Raw genomic sequence first — 13,129 nt, 5'->3', positions numbered from 1 at the left:
AATTAACGGAGGTATCATAATGATTAAGAAATTAAGAGCTTTATTCTACTATGTTACTACTGGAATAGCTTTGGGATACCTACTGGATATGTTGATGTTTTTTAATGTTAAATTTGAAATGATGATAGGTCTAGGCCTAGTGATGTATATCGCGCTAGGCTTTGGGCTACTTTTAGGTATTGCTTATAATACTATCAATTTCAGATATTTATTCTTTATCCTAGAAGGTATCACCGTTTTATTAGCAGCTGTAACTGGAAGATTAGGCATGTTTATGTATATAACTAAGGAAAGCCTTATGCTAGACGTTCCTGTTAAGACGATATTTATTCCTTTTATATGTTTTGTAGTAATAGTTAATATAATAAATATTTATATTGTTCTAACACAAGGTAAATATCAAAAAATATACACAAAAGCTGAAAGAAAAGCTCTAAAAGAAAAACAGAAAAAGCTTAGTGATTTAAGGGAAGAGATAAGTCCAGAGGAAAAAGCAAAAATTCAAGCTTCTAGAAAAAAACAGACGATTATTGCTTTAATCCTTATAGCTATATGTCTTGGAATATATTTCTTCGTTCCAGCAGTAAACAAAAATATTAACCATGCATTTTCAGTATTATCTCAATTAGATACAAAAGTAGTAATTGAGTACATTAGATCATACGGACCTATGGCAGCAGTAATATCATTTATATTAATGGTTTTACAGTCAATAGCTGCACCTATTCCTGCATTTTTGATTACATTGTCAAATGCTGCTATATTCGGATGGGTAAAGGGAGCGATACTTTCTTGGTCTTCAGCAATGGCAGGAGCTGCACTTTGCTTCTTTATAGCTAGAGCATTAGGTAGGGGTGTCGTAGAAAAACTTACTAGCAAGGGTGCTATGGAAAGTATAGATGTATTTTTTGAGAGATACGGAAAGTTTGCTATATTAATATGTAGGCTACTTCCTTTCGTTTCATTCGACTTTGTAAGCTACGGTGCTGGTCTTACAGGTATGAGTTTCTGGTCGTTCTTTATAGCTACTGGAGTTGGACAATTACCTGCAACAATCGTTTACTCTTATGTTGGAGGAACTCTTACTGGAGGAGCTCAAAAATTATTTGTAGGTTTATTAGTTCTATTTGCATTATCGATAGTAATCGGTATTCTTAAAAAGATATATAGCGACAAGCATAAAGATGATCCAGCAGTTGACGAAGAAGGCGTATCATAAAGCAGTCATATAATTATAATATATATTTTATGATAGTTGACACATCGTATTCGTGCCATCTATTAAAAAAAGTAAGTTGTCATTTGACAACTTACTTTTTTTAATACGACCTTTTTCTTTTGTTATAAATTAATTTTATAGTTCATGCAGAAATAATCCACATCTTACTTTTGGTTCAAACCAAGTAGACTTAGCCGGCATTATTTCATCTTCATCTGCCACCTTCATCAATTCTTCTACTGATGTTGGGTACAGTGAAAATCCAACTCTCATACCTTCGTCCACTCTTTTTTTAATTTCCCCTACACCTCGTATTCCACCTATAAAATCTATCCTCTTATCTCTTTGAGGCACTAAAATACCAAGTATTGGTTCTATTAAATTATCATGAAGCACGCTGACATCTAATTTTTCAATTATATCATCAGCTAGTTCATCCGCTTTTTTATAACTTATTTTATACCATTTTTTGTCTATATACATTCCGTAATCATACTTTTTCTCTGGCTTGAATTCTTGTTCCAACTCTTCAATGAAGAAGTTCTCTTCTACTTTTTTCATAAATTCTTCAAATTCTAAACCATTTAAATCCTCTACTACTCTGTTATAATCCATTACATAAAGGTTATTTTTTGGTGCAATCATTGCAAGATAATAATTAAATTCATCATTTTTATCATAATCAGGATTCAACTCCCTCTGATCAAGTGCATATCTTTCACCTGCTGCAGCTCTATGGTGTCCGTCTGCTATATACAAATTATCCACTTGTTTAAATAAATTTTCTACTCTATCTCTATCATCACCCTTTAATATCCATACAGTATGTCTTACATCATCATCTGATATAAAATCGTACAGAGGCTCTTCTTTCATTTTATTGTCAATAAATAGATCGAGTTCTTCATTTTCATGGTATGTAAGAAGTATAGTACCCGTATTTGCTCCACAATAGCGTATGTGATTCGTCCTATCTTCAACTTTATCTGGCTTAGTCTTTTCATGTTTTTTTATTTTTCCAGTTAGACTTTCATCTACAGATACACAGCCTACAATTCCCACTTGTGCTCTTGAGTCCATTATTTCTCTATATATATAAAGACATTCCTCTTCTTCTTTTTGAAAAACACCTTTTTCGAGAAAATCATTTAAATTTTCTGCAGCTTTTTCATATACTCTTTTATCATGTATGTCAGTATTTTCATCCAAATCTATTTCGGCTCTATCTATTCTTAAGTAGCTAAATTCATTATCTCTAGCCATTTGCCTAGCCTCTTGTGTATTCATTGTGTCATACGGAGGAGCTGCAACTTTATCTACATATTTTTTTGCTGGTCTAATTGCTTTAAAAGGTCTTACAGTAACCATATTATATTCTCCTTAATCATTAATATTTTGCCCGAAGGTTTTTCTACAGTTGTAATTAACTATATTATAACCTACTCAAAGCATTTTTTTCATTACAAGAAATAATCTGTTATTATATCTGTAATTTCATCTCCTATTCTCATCTGTGCCTCTTCTGTAGATGCTCCTATATGAGGAGTTACAGATACTTTAGGATGATCTAATAGTTCTTTCATAGGAGCTGGTTCATCTTCAAAGCAATCTATTGCTGCACCTGCTATTTGACCTTCATTTATCGCATCTAGCAATGCTTGCTCATTCGCTATTCCACCTCTTGCACAATTTATAAAAAAGGCAGTGTCTTTCATCATTTCAAACTGTTTTTTGTCAAACATATACTTTGTTTTATCAGTCAGAGGTGTATGTACTGTGACAAAATCAGCATTTTTTATTACTTCTTCTAATTCTGCATATTTTATATCATCAGTATCTTCTTTAAATTTATCTATATCAGTGTATAGTACTTTCATACCTAACTTTACAGCCTTATCAGCTATGCTATTTGCAATTCTTCCAAATCCAACAAGACCTAGCACTTTTCCTGCGATTTCATTTCCTTTTAGATTTTTCTTATCCCATATTCCATTTTTTAATTTCAAGTTAGCTATCTTTACGTGTCTTGATAAAACTAACATTTCGCATAATACCAGTTCTGCAACAGCGTTTGTACTAGCAAGCGGAGTATTTTTTACTACTATATTATTTCCAGTTGCATAGTCAACATCTATGTTATCAAGTCCAACTCCTCCACGAATTATCATTTTTAATCTTCCTGTTTTTAGAGCTTCATCGATAATATCTTTTTTAATTTTAGTTGCAGATCTTACTACTACTGCATCAACTTCTTTTATTTTTTCTTTTAAATTATCTTCATCATAAAATTTTTCTTCAACGTTAAACCCTTTATTCTTCAATGTTTGTACTGCATTTTTATCCATTCCATCTGTGATCAATATCTTCTTCATGTCTATTCCTCCATAAATTTAAGTACATTAAAAGTACACAAATCAAACACAATTAAAAACCTTTATTTTAATTAAAATCTAAAAGTTCATCTATTGTATTCAACAAATACTGGATATCATCTATTTGATAATCTCCCATGTGTGATATTCTGAAAGTTTTTTCTTTTAAGTCGCCATAGCCATTTGCTATTTGCATTCCTTTTTTAATTAGCTGTGAGTTTAATTTAGATATGTCTATATTTTGAGTATTTTCAATTACTGTGAGTGTGTTTGATAGATAATTTATGTCAGTGAATAGTTTGAAGTGTTTTTCAGCCCATGACCTTACTAAGTTAGCCATGTCTTCATGTCTTTTGAATCGATTGTCGAGACCTTCTTCTAAGATATTGTCAAGTTGATAATCTAATGCATACATATGTGATATTGAAGGAGTTGAAGGGTATTGATAATTCTTTTTCTTAAGATATTTATATATGTCCAGTAAATCTAGATATGTACCTCTAAATTCTACTGTTTCTGCTCTGTCTATAGCCTTTTGTGAGAATGTACACATAGACATTCCTGGAGGTAGTCCGAGAGCTTTTTGAGTTGAAGTAAGCAATATATCTATTCCTAGCTTATCTACTTCTATCTTTGTGCCTCCTGCAGAACTTACCGCATCTACGCAGAACACTATATCTTTTCTTTTTTTCATTACTTCAGCAATTTCCTCGATTGGATTTGTTATCCCTGTAGAGGTTTCATTGTGCTGAACCGTAACTAAGTCGTACTCCCCGGTATTAATTACTTCTTCTACCAGCTCTGGAGTTATCGCTTTCCCCATATCCACTTTATGCAAATCAGCCTTAACATTATTCGCCACTGCCATTTTGTGCCATCTATCTCCAAATGCACCACAGGAGAACACAGCTGCCTTTTTGGATGTGCAGGATCTAATTGCACCTTCCATCAAGCCTGAGCCGGAGGATGTGGATAAAAGTATTTCATTTTCTGTGTATAATAACTTTTGTAGTTTTTTGCTTATGCTCTCTTGTAAGGCACTAGCTTCTTTTCCTCTATGACCTATCATCGGTGTTGCCATTTTTTGAAGAACATCTTCTCTAACATCGATAGGTCCGGGAATAAATAATTTCCTAGCCATTGCTTTAACCTCCTTTTAAATTAAATTATACTTATTCTATACTACTAATTTTCACTTGTCAACATTTTTTTGTAATATTTTTTTTAATCTGAATTGTTTTACAATAAGTTTTCTTAAAATACAGCTATGCATATATTGAAAATACTGGATAATATCATTCTAAAATCAAATGTTTTAATTTCTATATATTTCTACACAATGTAATATTTTTCTCAATTGAATATTTGTTTTTTTATTTTTTGCAAAAAAATAGATGCGTTCTGCTTTACAAAACTCATCTACAAATTTTTTAATATTTTACTTCTTTTAAAAATAGCCCTTGAGGTGGTGCTGTATGCCCTGCTCTCAATCTATCTTTTGACTCTATTATATCAGACAAAGGTTCGGTTATTCTTCCGCTTCCAATATCAATTATTGTTCCTACAATTATTCTTACCATGTTATATAAAAAACCACTACCTTCGACCTCAATAATAATCAACTCGCCCTCTTCAAATATATCAATTTTATATATTGTCCTCACCGTGTTGATTATTGAAGATCCGCTATTTCTAAACCCCGCAAAATCATGTTCTCCTTCAAAGGATTTGATTTCTTTTTTCATTTTTTCCATATCTAACCTGTACTTGACACGATAAGAAGTATTTTTAAAAAATGGACTCTTTATCCTAGATGGATAAACTTGATATCTGTATGTTTTCTTTATAGCGGAATGTCTGGCATGAAAATTTTCATCTACCTCTTCAGCTTCCAGTATAGCAATATCATCTGGTAGTGTGTTATTTAATGCTTCTGGTATTTTATCAATTGGAATAGTCGTTTCCACCTTCAGATTTGCAACTTGACCTATAGCATGAACACCTTTATCAGTTCTTCCTGAACCAATTATCTCTACTCGCTTTTTCTTAAATACTTGTTCACACGCATACTCTATTTCTCCTTGTATTTCTAAGGAATTAGGCTGCCTTTGCCATCCTTTGTATCTACTACCATCATATGCTATTGTCAACTTAATATTTCTTTCACTCATTTCTTTACTCTCCATATGTAACGTTTCTTATTTACCTATATATTTTACTCATATCTTTTCAATATACTATAAAAATACACACTCTTCAATACAGTTTTTTTTAGTAAAAATAATAAAGCTTAATTACTTTACACCTAGTCTCATTATTTTTGTTATAATTATAGTATACTACAATTTTTTAGGAGGAATAAATTATGAAAATACATGGTCTATTTGGAGAGCATCTTTCACACTCGATATCTCCAGAAATACATGATTTTATTTATAAAAAAATTGGCTATGAAGCAAATTATGATATATTTGAGTTTAAAGAAAATGACCTTAAAAAATATACAGATAAAATTTATTCCGGTGAAATTTCTGGCGTCAATGTGACGATTCCATACAAACAAAAAGTCATTCCTTTTTTAGATGGCTTAGATGAACAATCAGAAAAAATAGGAGCAGTAAATACTATCAACTTAGAAAATAACAATCTAATAGGATATAATACTGATTACTACGGAATAGAGAAATTATTAAATTCTGTATTTCCTATATCTGATAAATCTTTTTTGGTACTTGGATTTGGTGGAGCTGCAAAACCACTTATTCATTTTTTATTAAATAACAACGCTAAAAGAATATATATTGTAAGTAGAACACCTCAAAAATATGACAGCTATTATATTAATTATAACCATGTAAATTTTGTTAGCTATAAAGATTTATACGAATTAAAAGCAGATGTAGTAATTAATTCAACACCTGTAGGAATGTATCCTAATATTGAGGCTTGTCCTATTGAAGAAAGTCTTTTTAACAACTTTACATACGCTTTTGATTTAATATATAATCCACATGAAACAGCTTTTATAAAAATGGCAAAAAAACATGGTCTGAAATCACAAAACGGTCTTAAAATGCTTGTATTGCAGGCAATAAGAGCTGTAGAAATTTGGAGTAAAAAAACAATAAATGAATCAGTTTCAGAAGAAATTTTTCTTCATTTTCTTGGAAAAAACTCAGATAATCAAGACCCTATATTTCTTGTAGGTTTACCTGGTAGCGGAAAGTCTACATTTGGAAAAAAGCTAGCTAATTTACTGGGATATAATTTTATAGATTTAGATGAACTCATAGAAAAAAACACAAATATTAGTGTCAGCGAAATTTTTAAAATTAGTGAAGAATATTTCAGAAAGATTGAATCTCAGTGCCTTTTAGAAACATCTAATTTAAAAAATACCGTCATAGCAACTGGAGGCGGAGTAGTCACACAAAAGTCAAACAGAGAGTTTTTAAATGGTTTTGATAAAGTTTTTTACATTTCACGTTCATGTGAAGATATAAAAAAAGAGAATCACTCAAATAGACCTCTTCTAAGAGGCAATCTATCTCACTTAGATACTTTATTTGAGCAGAGAGAAGAATTTTATAAAGAAGTTTCAAAACATACACTATACAATAATACTTCAATTGATGATTTGATATCTCAAGTCACGAAATATTTATAAAGGAGAACTAAATGAAAATCGCAATAATAAATGGACCAAATTTAAATATGCTAGGAATAAGGGAGCCAGATATATACGGATCTAATTCATATGATGATCTATGCTCAAATATCTGTTCTTATGCTAGAAAAAAAGAAATAGAAATTATATTTTTTCAAAGTAACGGAGAGAAAGAAATTATAGATTTTATACAAGATATTTACTCTTCAGTAGACGGAATTATTATAAATCCTGCAGCCTTTACTCATTATAGCTATGCACTTCATGATGCTATTAAATCAGTTCCAACACCTTTTATAGAGGTACATATATCAAACATTCACGCAAGAGAGGGGTTTAGGAATACTTCAGTTACTGCTAGTGCTTGTATTGGTAGTATCAGTGGTTTTGGAGAAGATAGTTATATAGTAGCATTAGATGCAATATATAGGCATATTTCAAATAACATTTAGCAAAAAATATTGTAGTAACCTTATCATCCATAACTAATATTAATATATCTTGAGAGTTGTATTTAATAGCAACCTCATAATATATCATTATAAGAAAATTTTATTAATTAGTTTTCAGAAAAAGGACGGTGTTAAATATGGTGAGAAATTTTGATAAAAAAACAGCTACATCAAAAACTGAATCTAGATCTAAATATAAAGGTAGATATAAATCTGATTCTGATTCTAGCTCTATACCTAAACTAAGATCTGACTCTAGATTTAAGCCAAAATCTGATTCTGATTCTGGCTCTAGATCTAAACTAAAAACTAGTTCTAGATCTAAGTCAAAAACTTATTCTAATCCTGAGTCTAAACCAAGGTCTGAATCTAACTCTAAAATGGTAAAAAGAAAAGTTTTACATCTTAATTTTATAGGCAACGATATAAATCTTTCGTTGAGCGGCAACTATCCAGAATCTGATAGAGAAATATATTGTAGAAGATATCATAAAATTTGGTCTCCTACAGCGAAAGCATGTGAAAAATGCGGTTATCTTCAAAGTTGGATGCAAGGGTCTGGGCTTGCTTGTGAGTGTTATGACTACGTGGAAAAAGATTCTGAAAACCCTGAAATGATGATCATAGAACATAAAAATCGAAAAAAAGAACTGCTTAGAGTCAGTGAATTGATTGAAAAAGGAAAATTAAAAAAACTAAAAAAATAGTTCTCACCATAAAATAAAAAGCATAATTTTTTTGCAAATTAAATGAAAGTAATAAAATAAGTAAAAGCGAGCCATAATTTCAGCTCGCTTTTACTTATTTTCTACTTTAAAATTAAAAACATAAATTATAACTATATATCTCTTTGAACAGATTTAGATATATCCATTACGCTTTTTAGTAATTCTTCCACGTATTTTTCATTTTCACTGTTTTGCAATTTTCCTATATTTTTTCTTATAACTTCCTTTTCTCTTTCAGGATGATAAAGTTCCAAGTTTTCTTTTTTCTTCAGCATACCTATTTTTTTTACAATTTCTAATCTTTCTTCTAGTAATTTCACCAATTTATCGTCTATTTTATCTACTTCTTCTCTATATTTATCTAGTTCCATTTTTTTCTCCTATCATTACACAGTCTAGTATTGCTATTGCAGTTGCTGCTTCTATTACCGGCACCACTCTTGGTACTATTGAAGGATCATGTCTACCAATTATTTTGATTTCTTCATTTTCCATAGATTTAAGGTTTACACTCATTTGAGTTTTTGAAATAGACGGCGTAGGTTTTATTGCAACTTTAAATACTACTGGCATACCATTTGTAATACCACCGTTTATTCCTCCATTATGGTTGGTTTTTGTACTTATATTACCTTTTTCATCTATGCAAAATGAATCATTGGCTTCAGATCCACTCATTTTTGTCATATCAAATCCGTCGCCAAATTCAATTCCCTTTACAGCTGGTATTGAAAACATCATAGAAGATATTACCGACTCCACAGACTCGAAAAAGGGCTCTCCTATCCCCGGTTTTATACCTATGACAGCACACTCTACTACGCCTCCCAAAGAGTCTAAATTTTCTTTTGCGATAGAGATCGATTCTTTCATTTTTTCTTCAAAGCTACTATCAATTAATGGAAATCTAGACTTCGATAATTTTTTAAATTCTTCTTTATTTAAACTATCAAAATCAAATGAAACATCTTCAACATTACTAATGCTTTTTATGTGTGAACCAATTAGTATATTTTTTTGTTCTAAAATTGATTTTGCAATTGCTCCAGCAAATACTATTCCCGCTGTTAACCTTCCAGAAAAATGACCTCCACCTCTATAATCGTTAAATCCACTATACTTTATGTTTGCTGAATAGTCTGCATGACCAGGTCTAGCTATATCTTTCATTTTTGAATAATCTCTAGATTTTTGATCTTTATTTTCTATTGTCATTGCAAGTGGCGCTCCTGTCGCATATCTTTCAAATACTCCACTCAAAATTAGTGGAGTATCACTTTCTTTTCTAGCAGTTGAAAAAGAGTCTTTTCCCGGTGCCCTCCTATCCATTTCTGTTTGAATTTTTTCCATATCTATATATGTTCCACTAGGTATGCCATCTATTACTACACCAATATTTGTTCCGTGTGATTCTCCAAAAATTGTTACTTTAAATTTTCTTCCCCAAGTCGCTGACATTTATTACTCCTCCAAGTTCTCTATATCTCTCCCAAAAATCAGGATATGATTTTGAAACATACTCTGCATCTTCGATTCTAATTTTTTCTTTGCAAACTGTGGCAGCTATTGCTAACATCATAGCAATTCTATGATCCTTGTGACTGGATACTTCTACTCCTCCATCTAAATACTTTCTTCCTGAAATTATCAAATTATCTTCTTCTATACGTATCTCCGCACCTAGTTTTTTTAATTCATTACATGTGGCAATCAATCTATCTGATTCTTTTATTCTTAACCTTCCTACATCTGATATTACACTTTCACCTTCACTCAATGATGCTAGTAGAGATAAAATCGGTACTATATCTGGAATATCACTTCCGTCAAATGAATATGATTTTGGATTTTTGCCAGTTATTTTTAGCTCTCCATTTGAAGTATCTATTTCGTAACCAAATTTTCTTACTATATTTAAAATTTCTCTGTCTCCCTGACTAGAGTTTTCGCACATGTTTTCGATGAAAATATCATTTCCCAAAGCTGCTCCCACTATAAAAAAAGCTGCTTGAGAGTAATCTGTCTCTACTGTGTATTCAGTAGAGATATATTTTTGATTTCCTTTGATTTTAAAGCTTTTATATTCCCTATTTTCTATTTTTACTCCGAATGTATTTAATACATCTATTGTCAAATCTATATATCCTTTAGATTCTAGTTTTCCATCTATTCTTATTTCTGAATCATGTTCCAAAAGTGGAAGTGCATATAATAATCCAGTAATAAACTGAGAACTTATATCACCTCTTAAAGTGTATGTGTTTTTACTAAATACTTTACCGCCTTCTATAAAAACACTTTTTTCTTTCTGCTCATAAGAAATTCCTTCTTCATCCAGGATATCATAATATGATTTTAGTGGTCTTTTTAAAAGATTCCCCTTAGTCCTTAGTTCAAACTTTTTATCAAAAAGCGTAAGTATAGGAATTAAAAATCTGATTGTAGATCCAGATTCTCCACAGTCAATTACGACTTTTTCCTTTTTATTTGTACTACTTTCTTTTACTATTTGTTTTAATATGTTATCGTTTTTATTTTGAGATGTATTCGACTTTTTTAACATCGAGTCATTTTCTACATCCTCTCTTCTATCTGCATAGATTCCCTTTATTACTAGATTGCTCTCATATATTTGGATGTTTGCTCCAAGCTTTATCATAGCCTTTATAGTCGCTTCTATATCGTCTGATATGTAAATATTTCGTATGATACTCACTCCGTCTCCCAAGGATGCACAAATAATACTTCTATGACCTAGGCTTTTTGATGATGGTGGAGTTATTTTTCCGTTTAATTTAGTTGGCATTATCTCTACGTGCATTGCTTCTCCCTTATTCTAAAATATATCGATTATTTTATACACTTTTATAGTTTTCTTTTCTTTTCTTTTCTTTTCTTTTCTTTTAACATATTTTAGTTTATTTATTTTTAAAAAAACTTATATCTTCTTTTAAAATTTTACTACTTCCTATTTTATCAACTAAAACTATATTTATTTCACTTCCTCTTGCTTTTTTATCATTTTTTATATACTTTAATAGTTCCTTGCTTACTATGTTCTCATCATCAACTGGCAGACCATATTGTGTAGTAAGTTCTTCTATCTGCTCTTTTATTTTATTTGATATTATCTTTTTTCCCGCCGCAAGTGAAGCTATTCTATTCATCCCAATTGATACAGCCTCTCCATGTGTATATTTCTCATATGAATAAAATGTTTCTATTGCGTGCCCAATTGTATGTCCAAAGTTTAGAATCATTCGTTCTCCATTGTCAAATTCATCCCTTTGAACAATTTCCTTTTTAATACTACAACATTCATATATCACATCTTCTATGTGTGGATATATTTCTTCACGGTTTTTAAATTTATTTAGTAATTCATACAGCTTTTCACTTCTTATAAACGCATATTTTATTACCTCTGCCATCCCATCTCTAAAAACTCGCTCACTCAACGTTAATAGTACTTTTGGATCTATTATTACCATTTTGGGATGATAGAAACTTCCCACCATATTTTTCCCAAAGTCTGTATCTACTGCTGTCTTTCCTCCTACACTGCTATCTACTTGTGCCAATAAAGTCGTAGGAATCTGAACAAAACTAACTCCCCTTAAATATGTAGATGCTATAAATCCAGAAACATCTCCTACTACTCCACCACCTATTCCAATTATTAAATCACTTCTAGTAATCGATTTATCTGATAGAGAGCTATATATTTCTATTATATTATCTATTTTTTTGGAATTTTCACCTGCTTCCAAAACTTTTTTATAAACTTTAAATCCAGATTCATTTAGCTTATTTATTATTTTATCAGCATATAAATGTTCCACATTAGTGTCTGTAATAACAAATATTTTTTCTCCTGAAAATATCTCTTTTATCTTAACATCTATTCTTTCAATTAGACCTTTTTCTATATATATTTTGTAGTCACTTGTATTTGTTTTCAAATTTAATTTCAACATTTATCTCACCTTAAACTTTCTTCGTTCTCTTTTTGTAACTAGGTTATATCATACAGCAAGGTAATAACCAATTTATTATTCATAGCATAATAATATTGTAATATATAATATATACCTTATTATTTTACTATACCATAATTTTACAATTTATTTTTCTATTTATTTTCAATAATGCATTTATAAACAATTTATGAACATTTTAAAATATTTTATAATTCGCTTGCTTTCAATCATAAAAAATACACCTTTGAAACTATTTATATCATAGCTTTCAAAGGTGCATTATATATTATTAGTTAAAATCTTTTAGAATTTTTTATTGCATATTTTATTGAATATCTATTTTTGTTGCTTTTTCATTCGTTATTAGCTTGTAACTATCTTCCTATAGGAGTTGAAACTCTATCTAGTCTTTGAGATATCTTCACTGCTGTAGAGTATCTATCCGCTCCATGTATTCTTTCTTTATTAGTTACTTTTAATCCATCATATACAGATTTAGATACTGAATTTTCTCCACCACCTACAAGTATGCTGTCTATCTTCCAGCCAGCTATGTCCTTAGCTGTTATATCTGTTAGAGAAGTTGGTTTTGTAAGGTGAATTGGGCACTTAAACTTAGCTGCTAGTGAGTTGATTGTGATTCCATCTGGGAAGTCAGTTCCATCTACTAGTATCATGTCTGTCTTATTTCCAGTAAGTGCTCTCACTTCT

General features: G+C 30.6%; 13 protein-coding genes. 4 read left to right on the top strand and 9 right to left on the bottom strand.

Annotated elements, in window-relative coordinates; all coding sequences use genetic code 11:
• Positions 1-19 precede the first annotated feature (19 nt).
• Complete coding sequence (locus tag C0982_RS10900; protein WP_330399821.1) at positions 20-1,219, top strand: VTT domain-containing protein; 1,200 nt, start codon at positions 20-22, stop codon at positions 1,217-1,219.
• 135 nt (positions 1,220-1,354) lie between these two features.
• Here C0982_RS10900 and C0982_RS08420 read toward each other — a convergent pair whose 3' ends face one another.
• From C0982_RS08420 to truA, 4 genes are all read right to left on the bottom strand, one after another.
• Positions 1,355-2,587, bottom strand: a complete 1,233-nt coding sequence (locus C0982_RS08420; protein WP_101773785.1) for a DUF1015 domain-containing protein — start codon at positions 2,585-2,587, stop codon at positions 1,355-1,357.
• Positions 2,588-2,679: 92 nt separating this feature from the next.
• Positions 2,680-3,591, bottom strand: coding sequence for a D-2-hydroxyacid dehydrogenase (locus C0982_RS08415; protein WP_101773784.1), 912 nt, complete (start codon positions 3,589-3,591; stop codon positions 2,680-2,682).
• Positions 3,592-3,658: 67 nt separating this feature from the next.
• On the bottom strand, positions 3,659-4,732 hold the full coding sequence (locus tag C0982_RS08410; protein WP_101773783.1) for a pyridoxal-phosphate-dependent aminotransferase family protein: 1,074 nt from the start codon (positions 4,730-4,732) through the stop codon (positions 3,659-3,661).
• A gap of 289 nt (positions 4,733-5,021) precedes the next feature.
• Positions 5,022-5,762: a tRNA pseudouridine(38-40) synthase TruA gene (truA, locus tag C0982_RS08405; RefSeq protein ID WP_101773782.1), complete on the bottom strand. Its 741-nt coding sequence runs from the start codon at positions 5,760-5,762 to the stop codon at positions 5,022-5,024.
• A gap of 194 nt (positions 5,763-5,956) precedes the next feature.
• Here truA and aroE point away from each other — a divergent pair, with 194 nt between their 5' ends.
• The 3 genes from aroE (at position 5,957) to C0982_RS08390 (ending at position 8,417) form a co-directional block, all read left to right on the top strand.
• Positions 5,957-7,258, top strand: a complete 1,302-nt coding sequence (aroE, locus tag C0982_RS08400; RefSeq protein ID WP_101773781.1) for a shikimate dehydrogenase — start codon at positions 5,957-5,959, stop codon at positions 7,256-7,258.
• A gap of 11 nt (positions 7,259-7,269) precedes the next feature.
• Positions 7,270-7,710 carry a type II 3-dehydroquinate dehydratase gene (aroQ, locus tag C0982_RS08395; protein ID WP_101773780.1) on the top strand — a complete coding sequence of 147 codons (441 nt, stop codon included), beginning with the start codon at positions 7,270-7,272 and terminating at the stop codon, positions 7,708-7,710.
• Positions 7,711-7,847: 137 nt separating this feature from the next.
• Entirely contained in the window at positions 7,848-8,417 is a 570-nt protein-coding gene (locus C0982_RS08390) for a hypothetical protein (RefSeq protein WP_101773779.1), read from the top strand.
• 131 nt (positions 8,418-8,548) lie between these two features.
• On the opposite strand, the gene C0982_RS08385 is transcribed toward C0982_RS08390, so the two are convergent.
• The 5 genes from C0982_RS08385 to C0982_RS08365 form a co-directional block, all read right to left on the bottom strand.
• Positions 8,549-8,809 carry a chorismate mutase gene (locus C0982_RS08385; RefSeq protein WP_101773778.1) on the bottom strand — a complete coding sequence of 87 codons (261 nt, stop codon included), beginning with the start codon at positions 8,807-8,809 and terminating at the stop codon, positions 8,549-8,551.
• Positions 8,796-9,896: a chorismate synthase gene (gene aroC, locus C0982_RS08380; RefSeq protein ID WP_101773777.1), complete on the bottom strand. Its 1,101-nt coding sequence runs from the start codon at positions 9,894-9,896 to the stop codon at positions 8,796-8,798. The genes C0982_RS08385 and aroC overlap by 14 nt, the downstream gene beginning before the upstream one ends.
• Positions 9,868-11,259, bottom strand: coding sequence for a 3-phosphoshikimate 1-carboxyvinyltransferase (aroA, locus tag C0982_RS08375; protein ID WP_101773776.1), 1,392 nt, complete (start codon positions 11,257-11,259; stop codon positions 9,868-9,870). Before aroA ends, aroC begins: the two co-directional genes overlap by 29 nt.
• 97 nt (positions 11,260-11,356) lie before the next feature.
• Entirely contained in the window at positions 11,357-12,415 is a 1,059-nt protein-coding gene (aroB, locus tag C0982_RS08370; protein ID WP_101773775.1) for a 3-dehydroquinate synthase, read from the bottom strand.
• 377 nt (positions 12,416-12,792) lie between these two features.
• A partial coding sequence (locus C0982_RS08365) for a cell wall-binding repeat-containing protein (RefSeq protein WP_145994514.1) occupies positions 12,793-13,129 on the bottom strand: 337 nt, incomplete at its 5' end.

The organism is Peptostreptococcus faecalis (genome assembly GCF_900240845.1).
Taxonomy (GTDB): Bacteria; Bacillota; Clostridia; order Peptostreptococcales; family Peptostreptococcaceae; genus Peptostreptococcus; species Peptostreptococcus faecalis.
This window is presented reverse-complemented; position numbering and strand designations above follow the sequence as displayed.

Bases quoted from the DNA above. Each gene is read 5' to 3' on its own strand.
- aroB (WP_101773775.1), bottom strand. From the start codon at position 12,415: ATGTTGAAATTAAATTTGAAAACAAATACAAGTGACTACAAAATATAT.
- truA (WP_101773782.1), bottom strand. From the start codon at position 5,762: ATGAGTGAAAGAAATATTAAGTTGACAATAGCATATGATGGTAGTAGA.
- aroA (WP_101773776.1), bottom strand. From the start codon at position 11,259: ATGCACGTAGAGATAATGCCAACTAAATTAAACGGAAAAATAACTCCA.
- C0982_RS08410 (WP_101773783.1), bottom strand. From the start codon at position 4,732: ATGGCTAGGAAATTATTTATTCCCGGACCTATCGATGTTAGAGAAGAT.
- aroQ (WP_101773780.1), top strand. From the start codon at position 7,270: ATGAAAATCGCAATAATAAATGGACCAAATTTAAATATGCTAGGAATA.
- C0982_RS08390 (WP_101773779.1), top strand. From the start codon at position 7,848: ATGGTGAGAAATTTTGATAAAAAAACAGCTACATCAAAAACTGAATCT.
- C0982_RS08420 (WP_101773785.1), bottom strand. From the start codon at position 2,587: ATGGTTACTGTAAGACCTTTTAAAGCAATTAGACCAGCAAAAAAATAT.
- C0982_RS08415 (WP_101773784.1), bottom strand. From the start codon at position 3,591: ATGAAGAAGATATTGATCACAGATGGAATGGATAAAAATGCAGTACAA.
- C0982_RS08385 (WP_101773778.1), bottom strand. From the start codon at position 8,809: ATGGAACTAGATAAATATAGAGAAGAAGTAGATAAAATAGACGATAAA.
- aroC (WP_101773777.1), bottom strand. From the start codon at position 9,896: ATGTCAGCGACTTGGGGAAGAAAATTTAAAGTAACAATTTTTGGAGAA.
- aroE (WP_101773781.1), top strand. From the start codon at position 5,957: ATGAAAATACATGGTCTATTTGGAGAGCATCTTTCACACTCGATATCT.
- C0982_RS10900 (WP_330399821.1), top strand. From the start codon at position 20: ATGATTAAGAAATTAAGAGCTTTATTCTACTATGTTACTACTGGAATA.